16 protein-coding genes and 1 tRNA gene are annotated in these 17,361 nt (G+C 66.0%); 12 read left to right on the top strand and 5 right to left on the bottom strand.

What is annotated here, in order from left to right; translation table 11 throughout:
* Nucleotides 1–35: 35 nt before the first annotated feature.
* The 11 genes from ACZ92H_RS18750 to ACZ92H_RS18700 all read left to right on the top strand — a co-directional run bounded on the left by ACZ92H_RS18750 (nucleotide 36) and on the right by ACZ92H_RS18700 (nucleotide 9,905).
* Nucleotides 36–1,010: an acetyl-CoA carboxylase carboxyltransferase subunit alpha gene (locus tag ACZ92H_RS18750; RefSeq protein WP_034756951.1), complete on the top strand. Its 975-nt coding sequence runs from the start codon at nucleotides 36–38 to the stop codon at nucleotides 1,008–1,010.
* 222 nt (nucleotides 1,011–1,232) lie between these two features.
* Nucleotides 1,233–2,651: a tRNA lysidine(34) synthetase TilS gene (tilS, locus tag ACZ92H_RS18745; protein ID WP_465050580.1), complete on the top strand. Its 1,419-nt coding sequence runs from the start codon at nucleotides 1,233–1,235 to the stop codon at nucleotides 2,649–2,651.
* 196 nt (nucleotides 2,652–2,847) lie between these two features.
* Nucleotides 2,848–4,095, top strand: a complete 1,248-nt coding sequence (locus ACZ92H_RS18740) for an aspartate kinase (RefSeq protein WP_092799589.1) — start codon at nucleotides 2,848–2,850, stop codon at nucleotides 4,093–4,095.
* 110 nt (nucleotides 4,096–4,205) lie between these two features.
* Nucleotides 4,206–4,298, top strand: a tRNA-Ser gene (locus tag ACZ92H_RS18735).
* A gap of 364 nt (nucleotides 4,299–4,662) precedes the next feature.
* The gene (locus ACZ92H_RS18730; RefSeq protein WP_465050579.1) at nucleotides 4,663–5,256 is read left to right on the top strand and encodes a hypothetical protein; all 594 of its coding nucleotides are present in this window, start codon (nucleotides 4,663–4,665) and stop codon (nucleotides 5,254–5,256) included.
* 136 nt (nucleotides 5,257–5,392) lie between these two features.
* Nucleotides 5,393–6,112: a DUF2325 domain-containing protein gene (locus ACZ92H_RS18725; RefSeq protein ID WP_131377420.1), complete on the top strand. Its 720-nt coding sequence runs from the start codon at nucleotides 5,393–5,395 to the stop codon at nucleotides 6,110–6,112.
* A gap of 71 nt (nucleotides 6,113–6,183) precedes the next feature.
* A complete protein-coding gene (locus ACZ92H_RS18720; RefSeq protein ID WP_465050578.1) occupies nucleotides 6,184–7,011 on the top strand; it encodes a TlpA family protein disulfide reductase in 828 nt (275 codons plus the stop codon).
* A 120-nt stretch (nucleotides 7,012–7,131) separates the two neighbouring features.
* Nucleotides 7,132–7,407 (top strand): metal/formaldehyde-sensitive transcriptional repressor, encoded by a 276-nt coding sequence (locus ACZ92H_RS18715; protein ID WP_131377413.1) that lies wholly within the window; start codon nucleotides 7,132–7,134, stop codon nucleotides 7,405–7,407.
* A 10-nt stretch (nucleotides 7,408–7,417) separates the two neighbouring features.
* Nucleotides 7,418–8,380, top strand: a complete 963-nt coding sequence (dmeF, locus tag ACZ92H_RS18710) for a CDF family Co(II)/Ni(II) efflux transporter DmeF (RefSeq protein WP_465050577.1) — start codon at nucleotides 7,418–7,420, stop codon at nucleotides 8,378–8,380.
* 92 nt (nucleotides 8,381–8,472) lie between these two features.
* On the top strand, nucleotides 8,473–8,814 hold the full coding sequence (locus tag ACZ92H_RS18705) for a zinc ribbon domain-containing protein YjdM (RefSeq protein WP_034784061.1): 342 nt from the start codon (nucleotides 8,473–8,475) through the stop codon (nucleotides 8,812–8,814).
* Between the two features lie 65 nt (nucleotides 8,815–8,879).
* The gene (locus ACZ92H_RS18700) at nucleotides 8,880–9,905 is read left to right on the top strand and encodes an RNA methyltransferase (protein WP_465050575.1); all 1,026 of its coding nucleotides are present in this window, start codon (nucleotides 8,880–8,882) and stop codon (nucleotides 9,903–9,905) included.
* 92 nt (nucleotides 9,906–9,997) lie between these two features.
* On the opposite strand, the gene ACZ92H_RS18695 is transcribed toward ACZ92H_RS18700, so the two are convergent.
* Both ACZ92H_RS18695 and ACZ92H_RS18690 read right to left on the bottom strand, forming a co-directional pair.
* Nucleotides 9,998–10,402 (bottom strand): hypothetical protein, encoded by a 405-nt coding sequence (locus ACZ92H_RS18695; RefSeq protein WP_131377404.1) that lies wholly within the window; start codon nucleotides 10,400–10,402, stop codon nucleotides 9,998–10,000.
* Nucleotides 10,403–10,509: 107 nt separating this feature from the next.
* Nucleotides 10,510–10,737, bottom strand: a complete 228-nt coding sequence (locus ACZ92H_RS18690; RefSeq protein ID WP_092799567.1) for a hypothetical protein — start codon at nucleotides 10,735–10,737, stop codon at nucleotides 10,510–10,512.
* A gap of 126 nt (nucleotides 10,738–10,863) precedes the next feature.
* On the opposite strand from ACZ92H_RS18690, the gene ACZ92H_RS18685 reads away from it, so the two are divergent.
* The gene (locus tag ACZ92H_RS18685; protein WP_131377401.1) at nucleotides 10,864–11,541 is read left to right on the top strand and encodes a phosphoribosylanthranilate isomerase; all 678 of its coding nucleotides are present in this window, start codon (nucleotides 10,864–10,866) and stop codon (nucleotides 11,539–11,541) included.
* Here ACZ92H_RS18685 and ACZ92H_RS18680 read toward each other — a convergent pair.
* The 3 genes from ACZ92H_RS18680 to ACZ92H_RS18670 all read right to left on the bottom strand — a co-directional run bounded on the left by ACZ92H_RS18680 (nucleotide 11,538) and on the right by ACZ92H_RS18670 (nucleotide 17,227).
* Nucleotides 11,538–12,443: a LysR family transcriptional regulator gene (locus tag ACZ92H_RS18680; protein WP_131377398.1), complete on the bottom strand. Its 906-nt coding sequence runs from the start codon at nucleotides 12,441–12,443 to the stop codon at nucleotides 11,538–11,540. The genes ACZ92H_RS18685 and ACZ92H_RS18680 overlap by 4 nt on opposite strands.
* 198 nt (nucleotides 12,444–12,641) lie before the next feature.
* Complete coding sequence (locus tag ACZ92H_RS18675) at nucleotides 12,642–13,169, bottom strand: 4'-phosphopantetheinyl transferase superfamily protein (protein WP_465050574.1); 528 nt, start codon at nucleotides 13,167–13,169, stop codon at nucleotides 12,642–12,644.
* A complete protein-coding gene (locus ACZ92H_RS18670) occupies nucleotides 13,169–17,227 on the bottom strand; it encodes a Pls/PosA family non-ribosomal peptide synthetase (RefSeq protein ID WP_465050572.1) in 4,059 nt (1,352 codons plus the stop codon). The genes ACZ92H_RS18675 and ACZ92H_RS18670 overlap by 1 nt, the downstream gene beginning before the upstream one ends.
* Nucleotides 17,228–17,361 lie beyond the last annotated feature (134 nt).

The following is a 17,361-nucleotide window of genomic DNA, read 5'->3' as shown; positions in this document are numbered from 1 at the left end:
CCCTGGCGCCGTGGCCGGTAAAACCTGGAGGTACAATGACTAAAACGACTTTCCTCAATTTTGAACAGCCGATCGCGGAACTCGATTCCAAGATCGAAGAGTTGCGCTTCGTGCAAGACGATTCGGCCGTCGACATCTCGGAAGAGATCGACCGCCTGGCCAAGAAGAGCCAGCAGCTGACCAAGGATATCTACGCCAAGCTGACGCCTTGGCAAGTGGCGCAGATCGCGCGCCACCCGCAGCGCCCCTACACCATGGATTACGTGAATGAAATCTTTACCGATTTCCACGAATTGCATGGCGACCGCAGCTATGCGGACGACCTGTCCGTCGTCGGCGGCCTGGCCCGCTTCAACGGCCAGCCGTGCATGGTGATCGGCCACCAGAAGGGCCGCGACACGAAAGAGCGCGCCATGCGCAATTTCGGCATGCCGAAGCCGGAAGGCTACCGCAAGGCCATGCGCCTGATGAAAGTGGCGGAAAAGTTCAACCTGCCCATCTTCACCTTTGTTGACACGCCAGGCGCCTTCCCCGGCATCGACGCGGAAGAGCGCGGCCAGTCGGAAGCCATCGGCCACAACCTGTACGTGATGGCGGAACTGAAAGTGCCGCTGATCGCCACCATCATCGGTGAAGGCGGTTCCGGCGGCGCGCTGGCCATTGCCGTGGGCGATGCCGTGCTGATGCTGCAATACTCGACCTATGCCGTGATCTCGCCGGAAGGCTGCGCCTCGATCCTGTGGAAGAGCGCCGAGCGCGCCTCCGACGCGGCCGAAGCGCTGGGCCTGACGGCGCACCGCCTGAAAGCCATGGGCCTGATCGACAAGATCATCAACGAACCGCTGGGCGGCGCCCACCGCGATCCGAAACAGATGGCCACCTTGCTGAAACGCGCGCTGGCCGACACCTTGCGCCAGTTCCACGGCATGAAAACCAAGGACTTGCTGGCCGCGCGCCACGAGAAATTGCTGAGCTACGGCAAGTTCAAGGAAACCACGCCGAGCGAGTAAGCCGTCGTGGGTCGGCGTAGGTCGGCTTAGCGCAGCGTAAGCCGACAAGACGTAAGCCGACAAGACGTAAGCCGACAAGACGTAAGCCGACAAGACGTAAGCCGACAAGACGTAAGCCGACAAGACGTAAGCCGACGCAAGACAGTAAAACACCAGGGACAGTCCGCTAAACGACACCATCCGTTTAGCCGCCTGTCCCTCTTTGCATTCCCGGAGTCCACATTGAAAAAGCAACAAACCGCCACCGTCGCCGATATCTTTGCCAGCGCCATGCACGCCTGCGCGCCGCCAGCCGGCAGCACCGTCGGCATCGCCCTGAGCGGCGGCCTCGATTCCTCCGCCTTGCTGCACCTGGCGCATGCCTGGGCGCAAGAGCAGGGTGTCGCCTTGCACGCCTTCCACGTGCACCACGGCCTGAGCCCGAACGCGGATGCATGGCTGGCGCACTGCGCGCAATGGTGTGCCGGCATGGACATTGCCTTCGAGGCGCGCCATGTCACGCTGGAAAAAAATGCGAAGACGGGCACGGAAGAGGCGGCCCGCAAGAGCCGTTACGCGGCCCTGGGCCAGCTGTGCGCCACGCACGGCGTGCGCCTGCTGCTGACGGCCCACCACCAGGATGACCAGGCCGAAACGGTGCTGCTGCAATTGCTGCGCGGTTCCGGCACGGCGGGCTTGTCCGGCATGGATGGCGCCAACAGCGCGCCCGAGCTGCTGGGCAATCCTGACCTGGTGATGGCGCGTCCGCTGCTGCCCGTGGCGCGCAGGCAGCTCGAAGCGTATGTGGCGAAGCATGCCATCGCGCATATCCACGACGAATCGAACGACGATCCCCGCTTTGCCCGCAATGCCTTGCGGCAGCAGGTGATGCCCGTGCTGGCGCAGGCCTTTCCCGGTTTCCAGGAACGCTTCGCCCGCAGCGCCCAGCATGCGCAATCGGCGCAGCGGCTGCTGACGGAACTGGCGACGCAGGACCTGGCCGCGTGCCTGGACGGCGAGTGCATCGAGTTGGCGAAATTGCGCGCGCTGAGCGCGGATCGCTGCTACAACCTGCTGCGCCACTGGTTCGGCACGCGCGGCTTGCGCATGCCGTCGACGGCGTGGCTGGTGGAAATGCTGGCGCAGTTGCTGGAAGCGCGGCCCGATGCGCAATTGCTGGTGACGCATCCCGATTGCCACGTGCGGCGCCACCGCGACCGTTTATATTTGACGCCCAAGCTCGGCGACCTGGCCGGCATGCGCGAGCGTGACGACGCGGGCATTCCCGGCCTGGAAAAGGCCAGCCAGCAATTTTCGTGGCAAGGCGAGGCCAGCCTGGCGTTTCCCGCATATGGCGGCGTGCTGCATTTCGATGCGGTGGAAGAGGGCGGCCAGGGCATCGACGTGGCCTGGCTGCGATCGCAAGCCTTGAGCATCGATTTCCGTCAGGGCGGCGAGCGCCTGAAGCTGGCCCTGAACCGTCCCACCAAGAGCTTGAAATACCATTACCAGGCGTTCGACGTGCCCGCCTGGGAGCGCGAACGCCTGCCCCTTGTCTGTGCGGCGCAACAATTGCTGTTCGCGGCTGGTATTGGCCTCGACTGTCATTGCCTGAGCTTGCTGGATCGTCCCCGCGTCACCCTGCGCTGGCAGTCCTGCTGAGCGCAGGAGCCGCCGCCACGGCCGCTTGCAAGGCGGCCGGGAAGCGGCTGTTCAAGCCAGCTGGACTGCATGAATTGGTTATTTCCATATGTGTAATTGGTATGAGCTAATGCGCTTTTTAGCTTGTTATTTTGCATTGCGGCATGTAGAGTAAAGCCCTCCTTTTTTATTCTTCTTGAGCGGAAACTTCACTCTTATGGCTTTAATCGTCCACAAATATGGCGGTACGTCGATGGGCTCGACTGACCGTATCAAGAATGTCGCCAAGCGCGTTGCCAAGTGGCACGACGCTGGGCATCAAATCGTGGTGGTGCCATCCGCCATGTCGGGCGAAACCAACCGCCTGATTGGACTGGCCAAGGAAATCATGGATCAACCCGATCCCCGTGAACTTGACATGATCGCCTCGACAGGCGAACAGGTGTCCGTCGGCCTATTGTCGATGGCACTGCTGGCGATCGGCAAACAAGCCGTATCCTATGCTGGCTGGCAAGTCGCGATCAAGACCGATTCCGCCTTTACCAAGGCACGCATCCAGTCGATCGATGACGAAAAAGTCAAACGCGACCTCGATGCGGGCAAGATTGTCATCATTACCGGTTTCCAGGGCGTCGACGAGAACGACAATATCGCGACCCTGGGCCGCGGTGGTTCCGACACGTCGGCCGTGGCCATCGCCGCCGCCATGAAGGCGGCCGAGTGCCTGATCTTCACGGACGTCGACGGCGTCTACACGACCGACCCGCGCGTGGTCTCCGAGGCGCGCCGCCTGAAGACCATCACCTTTGAAGAAATGCTGGAACTGGCTTCGCTGGGCTCCAAAGTGCTGCAGACGCGTTCGGTGGAATTCGCCGGCAACTACCGCGTGCCCACGCGCGTGCTGTCGTCGCTGACCGACCCGATGTTGCCGCTGGAAATAGAAGCCAATTCAGGCACCCTGATTTCGTTTGAGGAAGATACAAACATGGAACAAGCAGTCATCTCCGGCATCGCCTTCAACCGCGATGAAGCCAAAATCACCGTGCTCGGCGTGCCCGACCGCCCAGGCGTGGCCTACCACATCCTGGGACCGGTGGCGGACGCGAACATCGAAGTCGACATGATCATACAGAATCAGTCGGTCGACGGTAAAACGGACTTCACCTTCACCGTCTCGCGCGGCGAATATGCGCGCGCCCTGGCCGTGCTGGAAGCGAACCGCGAATCGCTGGGCGCGGCCAGCATCACGGGCGACGCGAAAGTGTCGAAACTGTCCGTCGTCGGCGTCGGCATGCGCAGCCACGTGGGTGTCGCATCGCAGATGTTCCGCACCCTGTCGGAAGAGGGCATCAACATCATGATGATCTCCACGTCCGAGATCAAGATTTCCGTGCTGATCGATGAAAAGTACATGGAACTGGCCGTGCGCGCGCTGCATAAAGCGTTCGAGCTGGAAAAAGCTTAAAAATGTAAAAATATTGCCCCACGCCCTTGACCAAAGGGGGGGCAATCGATATTATGACGTTCGTCGCTGCAGCGCAGTTAGCTACAGAGATATAGTTGAGTAATCAGCTAGGAGACGTGGCCGAGTGGCCGAAGGCACATCCCTGCTAAGGATGCATACGGCTTATACCTGTATCGTGGGTTCGAATCCCACCGTCTCCGCCAGAATCAAATAAAAAAGCCTCCCCTGCGGGAGGCTTTTTTATTTGTCTGGACGGAACGGTGGGATTCGAAGGGCTGGGCCGTGCCGGCCCGGCCCTCTCCGAATCGCCATTCTGCCGCGCTGCGCGCGGCCGTTGGCCGCGCAGCGGCCAACGCCGTCCCCTCATCTCAGGCCGTAGCAGCCAGCGCAACCCCAACCCCAACCCCAACCCCAACCCCAACCCCAACCCCAACCCCAACCCCAACCCCAACCCCAACCCCAAACGCAGCCCACGCAGCAAAAGCAGCCCACGCCTCCAGCCAACCGTGCGCCGCCCCCCTGCGATACAGTGCAGTCTTCGCCACCCCCATCTCAAACGCCACGCCCATGACCACAAGCAAACACGCCGCGGCAGCCCTGGCCCTGTGCGCCACCCTCTCGCCTGCCATGGCAGCGCCACCGTTCCTGGACGTGCTCGCGTATGAGTATGGGCAGTGCGTGCAGCCGGCGTATCACCAGGCCGATCTGCAGATCTATGACGGTCCTGGCAGCTACCGGCTCAAGGTGAAGGACGAGGCGTATAGGGTCGCCTTGCAGGAACGCATGGGGTTTTCCTTGCAGGCCGGCATCGACGGTCCCGTGGTGGCCGTGGTCAAGCTGGAGCGCCCTCCGGCGGCGCAGTTCCAGGAGCAGGCGCGGTGGCGCGAGCGCGGCCTGCGCGACGTGGCTGAGCGTAGTGGCGTCTCGCTGGAAGCACGGGTGCTTGCAGACGGCGCGCGCCTGCTGATTGTCAATAAAAGCGAGGTAACGGGCAGCTATGTGGGCCAGTCCCTGCTGATCGACCCGCGGCGCCAGTTGCTGATCGACACGGCGTGGCCGAACAAACTGCCGGGCTACCAGGAGCCTGGCGGCATCGCGCTGGTGCGCAAGGTGCAGGATGACGTCTGGCAGCGCATGCAGTCCTGTCAGCCTGCCGCCTGACGCGCGCAAGGCGCGGCCGATACCCCTACACCGCGCACGCGCATAGATAAATAATAATGATTCTCATTTATAATACGATGCAACGGGGTGGATATGGGCAGGCGCCAGCGCGCCGCACGCAGTGGAGGAGGGCAGGATGGGTATCTTGTACGACATCGAGGAGGGCATCGCGCACGAGCACCGCGTGCTGCTGGGCGAGTACGGGCGGGCGCAGGCGCGTTGCGGCGCGATGCAGGCCGAGCAGGTGGCACAGGCTGCCCGTATCGCGCAGCTGGAAGCACAGCTGATGCGCGCGCGGGCGCAGGTCGTCATCCGCGATACGAAGCTGGCGCTGGCCCGCGAGGAGCTGGCCGAGCTGGCCGCCGCCGCGCCGGGCTTGCCCACGCGGGCGCGGCTGGCGCGCAAGGTCGAATGGCTCAGCGAGCGGGTGCAGGACCTGATGCGTGAATTGCTGCGCCTGCAGTGGGTGCCATCGCCTTCCGCTGCACCCTTGCCCACGCTGCAGCCCGACCTGCTAGCCGGCGTGCGCGAGAAAGCCGTGCTGTACGTGGGGCGGTATGTCGAGCGGACCGTCAGCGAGGAGGGGCGGGGTGCCAACGTGGCGCAGCAAGCCATCGAGCAGGCCGGCGGGCGCTTCCTCCATCACGCGGGCGGCGATGACGGCGCCGACGACGTGGCGGCCCTCGAGGCGAGCCTGGTGGCGGCCGACCTGGTGATCTGCCAGACGGGCTGCGTCAGCCACGACGCCTACTGGCGCGTGCATGACCACTGCAAGCGCACGGGCAAGCAGTGCGTGCTGGTGGACCAGCCGCAAGCCATGCATTTCGTGCGCAAGGAAGCGCTGGCCTCGTTTTAGCGTCCGTTTTAACGTCCCCTTAATCCGCATCGGGCACAATGGCCGTCCATTCGACGCCATTGAAAGCGCCCATGCTGTCCCTGCAAATCGGCCCCCTGGCTCTGCCCACGGGCCTGGTCCTGCTGTTCCTTGCCCTGTGCGCCGCCTACGGCGTGGCGTGGTGGCTGCGGCGCTACCGCCAGCTGTCGGACGCCGGTCCCCTCGTTTCCGACATGCTGATCGCCGGGCTGCTGGCGGCACGGCTGGCCTTCGTCCTGCGCTGGCATGAGCAATATCTGTCCGCGCCCTGGTCCATCATCAATATCCGCGACGGCGGCTTCATGGCGCCGGCCGGCATCGCCGCCGCGCTGGCCGTCGCCGCCTGGCGCTGCCGGCGTCCGGCCATGGCGGTCATGCGCCGTCCGCTGGCGGCCAGCGTGGCGGCCGGCGCGCTGGCCTGGGGCGTGCTGAGCGCGGCGCTGGGGCTGGCGTATGACAAGCCGACGGCCTTGCCCGTGGTGGCGCTGCAGACGGTGGATGGCACGCCCGCCAGCCTGGCGGCGCTGGCCGCCGGCAAGCCCATGGTGGTGAACCTGTGGGCCAGCTGGTGCCCGCCCTGCCGGCGCGAGATGCCCGTGCTGGCTGCCGCGCAGCAGGCGCGTGCGGACGTCGTTTTCGTGTATGCGAACCAGCGCGAGGATGCGGCCGCCGCGCATGCCTTCCTGACGCCGTCCGGCCTGGCCCTGCGCAACGTGGTGCTCGACGGCGAGGCCGCGCTGGGCAAGGCGGCCGGCTCCTCGGCCTTGCCGACGACCCTGTTCTATGACGGGCAGGGGCGCCTGGTCGACACGCATCTGGGCGAGCTGTCCGATGCTTCGCTGGCCAGCAAGCTGCAGAAGATCGCGCCGCCCGCGCCATAACGCATATTCCGGCCTTGCCCAGCCGTCCATCCGCGAGGTGGTGCGGCTTTTTTACGTCTTGCGCAATTGCCGCGCTTTCCTGATAGTATACCCCCCTATAGTATTTTTCAGGATGAAGACATGGGACACACGGCGCACAACAAGACCAGGCTGCTGAATCGGATCAAGCGCATCAAGGGCCAGGTGGAAGGCCTGGAGAGGGGCCTGGAAGAAGGACGCGACTGCGGCGACGTGCTGCAGCTGATTGCCGCCGTGCGCGGCGCCGTGAACGGCCTGATGGCCGAAGTCATCGAAGAACACTTGCGCGAGCACGTGGCCAGTCCCGATATCTCCGGCGCCGAACGCGCCCGGGGCGCCGACGACATTGCCGGCATCCTGCGCACCTACCTCAAATAAGGAGCACGCCATGCAAACGCCATCGCTCAAGGAAGACCTCTCCGCCTGGCAGCATGAACATGTGTTTGACAGTGCCAATGGCAAGGCGGAGAGCCGCGCGCGCCTCGTCATGTGGATCACCCTGGCCACCATGGTGCTGGAGATCGCCGCCGGCTGGTGGTACAACTCCATGGCCCTGCTGGCCGATGGCTGGCATATGAGTTCGCACGCGCTGGCCATCGGCCTGGCCGCCTTTGCCTATGCGGCAGCGCGCCGCTATGCGCGCGACCCGCGCTTCGCCTTCGGCACGTGGAAGATCGAAGTGCTGGCCGGTTACACCAGCGCCATCGTGCTGCTGGGCGTGGCCGCGCTGATGGTGGCGGCCTCCGTCGAGCGCCTGTTCGCTCCGCAGGCGATCCACTATCCGCAGGCGATGGCGGTGGCGGCCTTCGGCCTGCTGGTGAACCTGGTGTGCGCGCTGATCCTCGGCGGCCACCATGACCACGGCCATGAGCACGGGCACGGCCACCACGGCCATGAACATCACGAGCAGCATGGCGAAGACCTGAACATGAAGGCGGCATACGTGCACGTGCTGGCCGACGCCGCCACGTCCGTGCTGGCCATCGTCGCGCTGGCGGGCGCCTGGCTGTATGGCTGGCGCTGGCTCGATCCCGTGATGGGTATCGCGGGCGCCGTGCTGGTGGCGCTGTGGGCGAAAAAGCTGATGCGCGACACGGGCAAGGTCTTGCTGGACCGCGAAATGGACCACCCCGTGGTGGCTGAAATCCGCGAGGCCGTGGAAGTGGAAAGTGCGGGCGACACGCCGCGCATCGTCGACCTGCACGTCTGGCGCGTCGGCAAGCAGCTGTATTCGTGCGCCCTGTCGGTGGTCAGCCGCGATGCCAGCCTGACGGCGGCGCGGCTGCGCGCGCGCATCGGCATTCACGAGGAAATCGTCCACAGCACCATCGAGATTATTCGCCGCACTTGACAATGATGGTGAAAAAAGCATGCTGATGCGGGGCGTAGGCAGTATACTGTCCGCTTTTACAGCACAGCGCTGTTCACCAGACAGAGAGAAGTATGAGCACATTACCACCATGCCCGCAATGCAAGTCCGAATTCACGTACGAAGACGGCAGCCAGCTGATCTGCCCCGAGTGCGCGCATGAATGGTCGGCGACGGCCGGCGAGGCGGCGGAAGAGGGCGCCCGCGTGTACCGCGATGCTGCCGGCAACATCCTGCAGGATGGCGACACGGTCAGCGTCATCAAGGACTTGAAATTGAAGGGCGGCGGCGGCGTCGTCAAGATGGGCACCAAGGTCAAGAACATCCGCCTGGTCGACAGCGACCACGATATCGACTGCAAGATCGACGGCTTCGGCTCCATGAGCCTGAAGACTGAATTCGTCAAAAAAGTCTAAGCCCCTCGCCTGCCATACGGCGCGCCGGGCTTCACTCCTGCGCGCCGTTTTTTTCTTCGGACGCCATGCAAATCGACCATCTCCGCCAGCGCCTGCGGGCCCTGGGCGCCAAGCCGCTGCACGAACAGCGCGTGCTGCGCGACTGGATACAGGCGCAGCCGCACGACCAGGGGCGGCGCCGCGCCGAGGATTTCCTGCCGCTGCCCGTGCGCGAGGCCCTGCCCGCGCTCGACCTGGAATTGCAGGGCATGCTGAAACTGCTCAGCACCCATCCGGGCGCGGACGGTTCGGCGCGCCTGCTGGTGGGACTGCGCGATGGCCAGACGGTGGAAAGCGTGCTGCTGCCGCGCGACGGCCTGTGCGTCTCCAGCCAGGTGGGCTGCGCCGTCGGCTGCCAGTTCTGCATGACGGGCCGCGACGGCTTGATCCGGCAAGTCACCAGCGGCGAGATCGTCGCCCAGGTGGTGCTGGCGCGGACCCTGCGGCCCGTGAAAAAAGTCGTCTTCATGGGCATGGGCGAACCCGCGCATAACCTGAACAATGTGATGGAAGCCATCGAACTGCTGGGCACCGAAGGCAATATCGGCCACAAGAATCTGGTGTTTTCCACCGTGGGCGACCCGCGCGCCTTCGAGCGCCTGCCACAAGGACGCGTGAAACCGGCACTGGCGCTGTCGCTGCACACGACGAAGCCCGCGCTGCGCGAACAGCTGCTGCCGCGCGCGCCCAGGCTCACGCCGCGCCAGCTGGTGGACTTTGGCGAATCGTATGCGCGCCTGACGGGCTACCCGGTGCAGTACCAGTGGACCCTGATGGAGGGCGTCAACGATGGCGTGGACGAGCTGGATGGCATCGTGGCGCTATTGAAGGGCAAGTATGCGGTGCTCAACATGATCCCGTATAACGCCATCGACGACTTGCCGTTCCGGCGTCCCAGCTGGGAAAAGGCGCGGGCCATCGCCGCCGCCCTGCACGAGCGGGGCGTGCTGACCAAGCTGCGCGATTCGGCGGGGCAGGACGTCGAAGGCGGCTGCGGGCAGCTGCGGGCGCGCGCGGCGCAGGGCAAGGTCATTGCCATCCGCGCGGCGTAACGGCACCCAGCGTAGAGCCGGGGTCAGACCCCCGGATACGTTGGCACTGAGCTTGACGCCAACGGCGTTGAGGGGCCGACCCCAGTCCTGGCTTATGCCCCGCCCAGCAAATCGTTTTCATTCAAGATCGCAAACGCGATCTCCGGGTGCGCGGCCAGGCAGCGGCGCACGGCGGCGGGGATGGCGGCGCGCGTCTTGCGGCACAGGCCGGGCCGTTCCAGCAGGCGGATCTGGAAACCGCGCACGGTGCGCACTTCGCCGCTGCCGGGCGCGATCTGCAGTTCCACGCCCAGGTTGTCGCGCAAGCGCTGCTGCAGCTTCTTCAGCTGCGCATAATCGCCGATGTTCTCGATATGCGCGAGCAAACGCTTTTCTTCCGTCAGGTTCAGGCGCAGGATGGCAACGTCCGCCTGCGGATCTCCGAGCAGCCGCTCGCGTTCGCAATCGCACAGCTGCGGCGGGCATTCCTTGCGGACTTCAAAGTCGACGATGCGCATGCGGGCATTCCAGTGGCGTTGTACAGGCGATCAAGGCCCGGTCCAGTATCGGCCGGCGCCCGGCGCCTGTCAATCTGCGCCGCAGCATCGCCCGGCGGCACGCGGCATCAGCGCGGGCTGACGATCAGGCGCCAGCGGATCGGACCTTGCTCGCTGCTGTGCTGATGGTGGTTTTGCGGCGGCATGACGTGGCCTTCCGTCGAGACGATTTCATGCGCGCAGCCGTCGCAGCGGTAGATGCCCGAATACGGCACGGCTTCGCCCGGCGACGTCAGTGCATCGAAGCGCGGGTGCATGGAGCGGGCCACGTAGCTGGGGTTCTTGTAGTCGGCCATGGGTGCCTCGGGAAGTGGATAATGGCCCATTCTGGCACACAATCGCGCGCGGCCTTGACCGCGTGGCTTGGCGCGCGCGCCGCGCCGTGTTGTAATGTTGCTCATCCATCCCGAATACGCCAGGCCATGAGAACCCGCATCAAGATCTGCTGCATCGCTTCCATCGACGAAGCGCAACTGGCCATTGCCGCCGGCGCCGACGCGCTGGGCCTGGTGGCGGCCATGCCGTCCGGGCCCGGCCCGATCCCCGACGCGCGCATCGCGCAGATCGCCGCCTGGACGCCGCCGCCCGTGGCCACGTTCCTGCTGACGTCCGAGACGACGGCGCAGGCCATCGCGCAGCATGTGCGCGCCACGCAGCCATCGACCGTGCAGATCGTCGGCCATGTCGACCCGGGCGAAGTGGCGGAACTGGCGCGTCTGCTGCCGCACGTGCGGCGCGTGCAGGTGATTCATGTGGAAGGGCCGCAGGCGCTGGCGCTGATCCCCGCCTACGCGCCCCACGTGCACGCCTTTTTGCTCGATTCGGGCCGCCCCGGCGCGGCCGTGCCGGAACTCGGCGGCACGGGCCGCACGCATGACTGGTCCGTCAGTGCGCGCTTCGTGCGCGCCAGCCCCCGTCCCGTCTTTTTGGCCGGCGGCCTTGATGCCGGCAACGTGATGGAGGCGCTGCGCCAGGTGCGGCCCTACGGCATCGACCTGTGCTCGCGCGTGCGCACGGACGGCAAGCTCGATGTCATGAAGCTGGCCCTGCTGATGGCGGCCGTGCGCGACGCCGATGCGGCGCTGTATGCGGAAGGCTAAGCGGCCGGCAGTGTGGCCATCTCGCGCACGAACGCTTCCGTAAACGCGGCCACCATGCCGCTGGCCGCGCGCGGCGAGATCAGGCCGACGATGGAGTGCGACTCTTCGTCGGGCAGGCCGATGAAGCGCACGCCGGGCGGCGCCACCAGGCGCATGCTGTCCGGGACGATGGCGATGCCCATGTTCGCCTCGATCAGGTTCAGCTGCGACGTCTTGCGCGACAGGGCGCGCGCCGCCTTGGGGAAGAAGCCCTGCGCCAGGCACAGGCCCGCCACCAGGTAGCTCAGGCCGCCCCGGTCCTTGTGCGGGATCGAGACGAACGCTTCATCGCGCAGGGCGGCAATCGTCGTGCGCTGCAGCGCCGCCAGCGGCGAGGCCGACGACACGGCCACCACCAGCTTTTCCGCGAACAGTTCGCGCACGACGATGTTGGCGTGCTTGCGCAGGGTGGGCAGGCGCACCAGGCCCAGGTCGGCGCGGCCTTCTTCGATATCGGCCGCCTGGTTTTCCGACGATCCCTTGGAGATGTCGAGCGATACGCCGGGGAACTGCGCCAGCAGGCGGTTCAACACGGCGCCGATGGCGGGCGTGAGGGTGACGGAACTCGAATGCAGCAGGCGGATGATGCCTTGCGCGCCCTGGCCCACGTGACGCGTCTGGCGCACGGTTTCCTCGATGTCTTCCAGGATGCGCCTGGCCCGCTCATAGAAGACCTGGCCGGCCGGCGTCAGCTCGATATGGCGCGCGTCGCGCGTGAGCAGCAGCGCCTGTACCTCGCTTTCCAGTTCCTTGATCTGCCGGCTCAGGGCCGACTGCGCAATATATAATTTTTCCGCCGCGCGCGAGTAGCTGCCCGCATCGACGATCTCGACAAAATACTTGAACTGTTTGAGTGAAATCAATCGTATGCCTTTTCGAGATCGGTGACTGCCGGATTTGATATTAGCCTGGGCCCCGCAAGCGCGCTACAGTGGATTGGTCTGCTGTCACTGCAAAGGAAAGACCATGCTGGAATTGATCGGGGTGCTGGGGCTGCTCGTCAGTATTATCGCAAAACTGATTTTCGTCCAGATCGGCGGGGCGGCCGAGGGCAAGGAAGACTAGTATGCCAGGGTCGCCACATACGGAGCCGCCAAGCGCAATGCTTGCAGGCGGCAAGCCGGCGCCACCCCATCCCACTCCGTCAACTGCAATCCCGCGTATTTGAGCGCCGCCTCGCGCGCCGCCCACGCGCGGGCCAGAGCCAGGGGGCGCTGCTCGGCAGGGCAGGCGCCCAGCTCGGCGGCCACCTGCGGCCCCAGGTAGTCGCGGGCCAGCGTGAACCAGTCGGGAATGTCCTGCACCCGCATCACGTCGATGCCGACAGGGCCATGCAGGTGGATGGCGGCCAGCGAGATGCCCTCGTCATGGCTGAACGACAGGCCCGCGGCGCGGCCAGCCAGCAGCAGGCGCGGCGCCTGGCCAGGCGTGGACGCCACCTCGATCCCATTCGCATCCATCTGTAGCCATGTCGCCGCCGCCGCGCGCGCGGCGGCGCGCAGGCGCAACCGGGCTTCGGCGCGCGGCAGGACGGCGGCGACGCCGATGACCAGCACGCCGTCGCCCGACAACAGAACCGTATGGTCCATCAGCTGCGCAGCGGTGCCGCCGGGCAGCCCGCCCAGTTGCTGCCGGCGGGGATGTGCTCGCCCTTCATCACCAGGGTCAAGGGACCCAGGCGCGCATTGTCGCCCACCTTGGCGCTGTACAGCACGGAGCTGCGCGGACCCATGTAGACGCGCTGGCCGATCTCCACGTGATCGATCTTCATCACGCGGTCTTCGAACAGATGCGTTTGCGGGCAGGTGAGGGCGTTCAATTCGCTGTAGTCGCCGATGTGCACGCAGTCGAATTCCGTGATGTCCGTCGTGTCCATGTAGACGCCGCGGCCGATCTTGCAGCCGAACAGGCGGAAGGCCAGCGGCAGCCACGGCGTGCCGCGCAGGTAGCGCATGAAGTTGGGCACGGCGATGCCTTCGTACAGGTTGGTCACGCCTTCGGAAACCCAGACGAACGGCGTCCACATGGGCGCCGCATGCTTGCGGTAGCGTCCCAGCAGCAGCCACTTGAACAGCACGACCACGAGGAAATTGCCAATGCCGTAGGCGATGCCGGCAATGGCCAGGTCGCCCACCACTTCGCCCCAGCGCCCGGCGCCCGCGATCGGCATCACGTCCAGCACCAGGGTGTAGCCGACGGCGATCACCACCGCGTGCGGCGCGACGATGCGGAAGGCTTCGATCAGGCTGCGGCCCAGGCGGCGCAGCATGGATGGCTTGAAGGTCAGGTGTTCGGCAAAGCCGCTGACCTGTTCGCGCGCGGGCAGGTGCATGGGCGGCGAGCCCAGCCACGTATCGCCGCTGTGCATCTGTTCATTGCGCGGCGCGTGCGTGTGCACGCCGATCAGCACGTGCTCGGGCAGCACCGTGCCATCGGGGATGTAGCTGCCGTTGCCGACGAAGCTGCGGTGCGAGACGACGGTGGGGCGCATGGTCATCCAGCCGCCGTCGATCTGCTCGTCGCCCAGCATGACGGCGTCGGCGATGAAGGTGTCGTCGCCCAAGGTCAGCATGTCGGGCACCACGCCCAGGGCCGTGGAAATCTCGGCGCCCTTGCCCACCTTGGCGCCCAGCAGGCGGTACCAGTAGGGCGCGAATACGGTGGCGTAAATGCCGTGCAGGACGTTCAGGCTCGATTCCTGGATATGGCTGACCAGCCATTTGGCGCAATAGATATTGCTGTGCACGGGCGAGATGCCGGGCTTGAGGCGCGGCAGCGCGCCCCAGCGGATGGCGGCAGACAGCAGGGCCGTGAGCACGATCAGCACGGCGCTGGCGGGGAAGGCCAGCAGGAAGTAGCGGGCCAGCTGGGTCGTCACGTCGCGGCCCTGCAGCCACGGCATCATTTCGCGCTCGTCGAACCAGTCGATCAGCACGAAGCTGGGGAAGACGGGCATGAAGAACAGCACGGCGATCAGGATCATGCCGAAGCAGAAGAACAGCGTTTCCCCGGTCAGGCGCAGGCGCGAGACGGCGGGGCGGGGCGGCTGGCTGGCACGGTCGTAGGGACCGGTGTCGCGCGCGGGCGAACCCGTGTACACGCGTCCGGCCGGCACCGTGGCGCCGTCGGCCAGCGCCGACTGGCCCTCCAGGTGGCCGAACGCGCCCATGCTGGTATTGCCTTCCAAAATCGCATAGGAGCTGATGCAGCAGTCGTCGCCGATGCGGATCTGGCCCAGCAGCAAACGGCCCCGCTCCACCCGGGCGTTTTCAAAGTTGACGGCATTGCCCACGCTGACGTTGTCGCCGATGGCCAGCAGGTCGGGCGCGCGCAGGGTCATCGAGCCGATGACCACTTCCTTGCCCACCTTGGCGCCCAGGGCGCGCAGCCACCAGCTGTTCAGCGAGGAGCCGCTGAGCAGATAGGCGGGCGCCGATTCAACGAGGCGGTCGGCCAGCCACCAGCGGTAGTACGTGACGCCCCAGAGCGGGTAGCTGCCCGGCTTCAAACGCCCGGCGATCAGCCACTTGCCGGCAATCGCAATGGCAAATTCGGCCAGGGTCGCCAGCAGGAACACGCCGATGGAGGCGGCGATGGCGCGCGGCACCGTGTCGCCCGCGTCGCCCGTGAAGAAGTGATAGGTGAAGAACGGCGCCATCCACTGCGCCATGCGCAGGGTGACGAGGCCCGGCACGGCCGCCGCCTGCGCCGCGCCGCAGATCCAGCGCTTGATGGCCGATGGCGGCGTCCACTCCGCTTCCGGCGTGGCCAGCGCGGGCGCCTCGTTCAAGACGGCGGCGATCTTGCCGATCTGCCGGTTCTGGTAAATGTCGCGCACCGTCATGTGCGCATAGGCGGGATCGGCGCGCAAGGTGGAGGCCAGGCGCGCGGCCAGGAAGGAGTGGCCACCAAGGTCGCTGAAGAAGTCGAGCCGGCGCAAGATCGCCTGGCCCGGGAACAGCTTGGCCAGCGCCGCGAACAGGGCCGCTTCGGCCGGCGTTTCCGGCACGTCCGATTCACCCGCCTCGCCGGCCGGCGGCGCCGACAGGGGCATGGCTTTCAGGGCCTTGCGGTCGATCTTGCCGGAGGTCAGGCGCGGCATCAGCGGCAGCAGCTCGAAGCGGCCCGGCACCATGTATGGCGGCAGGTGCAGGTTCAAGGCAGCGCGCAGGGTTTTCGCCGCCAGGGCGTCTGCCGGCGCATCGTCGCTGCCGACGATGTACGCCACCAGCTGGTCGATGCCGTCGTCCTTGCGCAGCAGGACGGCCACCGTGCCCACGCCTGCCTGCTGCGCCAGCACGGCTTCGATCTCGCCCAGTTCCACGCGGAAGCCGCGTATCTTGACCTGGTCGTCGGCGCGGCCCAGGCACAGCACCTGGCCGTCCGCATCGATGCGCGCCAGGTCGCCCGTGCGGTACAGGCGCGCATCGTCGCAACCCGTGCTCCAGGGATTGGGCAGGAATTTTTCCAGCGTCAGGTCGGGCCGGCCCAGGTAGCCCTCGGCCAGGCCGGGACCGATGATGCACAGTTCTCCCGTTTCGCCGCGCGGCAGCAGGGTCAAGGGACGGTTTTCTCCCGCTTCGGCCACTTGCAGCACCAGCAGGCCGTAGTTGGGCAGCGGCGTGCCGATGGTGACGGGCTCGCCGGGCCGCAATCGCGCCAGGCTGCATGAGACGGTGGCCTCGGTGGGGCCGTAAGTATTGAACATGGCGCGGCCCGGGCGCGACCAGCGCTCGACGAGCGACTCGGGGCACATTTCGCCGCCCAGGTTGATCAGGCGCAGGCTCGGCACGTCTTCCGCGAACAGGGCCAGCAGGGTGGGCACGGCATGCAGCACCGTGACGCGGTTGGCCGCCAGCGCGCGCGGCAGCGCCTCCGGGTCGCCCGAGATGTCCTTGGGGCCCAGCCACAGGGTGGCGCCCACCAGGTAGGCGATCCAGATTTCCTCGAACGACATGTCGAAGGCGACGGAAAAGCCCTGGTAGACGGTATCGGCTTGCACCACTTCCAGCACGGCGTTTTCGCTGCGCAGGAAGTGGCAGATGCTGCGCTGGGAAATCAAGATGCCCTTGGGCTTGCCCGTGGAGCCGGACGTGTAGATCACGTAGGCCGGGTGTTCGGGCTTGACTTCGCCGCGTGCGGGCAGGTGTTCGCCCGGCGCGGCGGGCGCCAGCAGGCTTTCCGCCGTCCATACGGGGCGCTGCATGCCCGCATCAAGCAGGCGCGGCGCGAACTGCGCGCAGCTGACGACGCCCGCGCCATTGGCATCGTCCAGGCACACCTGCAGGCGCTCGACGGGCGTATCTTCATCGACGGGCAGCCAGGCGGCGCCCGCCTTGGCAATGGCCGCCTGCATCAGCAGCAAATGCGCGCCCCGCGGCAGCCACAGGCCGACGATGTCGCCGGGCTTGACGCCGGCCGCCACCAGGCGCGCCGCCGCCAGGCCCGCCTGCGCATCGAGTTCCGCATAGCTGATGCGCCGCTCGCCGTCGATCAGGGCGATGTGCTGCGGGCAGCGGCGGGCCGTCGCTTCCAGCAGGTCTGCCAGCACTTCCTCGCGCAGCAGATCCGGTCGCGGCGGGCCGTACAGGATGTCGGCGTGGTGGGAAGACGTGGAGCCTGGGCTGACTGCGGTGAAATCGTTCATGGATGACGCTTATCTGTGATGCTGAATGAGGAAACAAACGGGCCGCGCGAGGTGCGCGGCACAGTTGATACATTACAGCACGCCAGCCATTTCAGCGTTGCAGAACGGGGAATTTTGCGGGGCTTTTCACAATT

The organism is Janthinobacterium foliorum (assembly GCF_978021625.1).
This window is presented reverse-complemented; position numbering and strand designations above follow the sequence as displayed.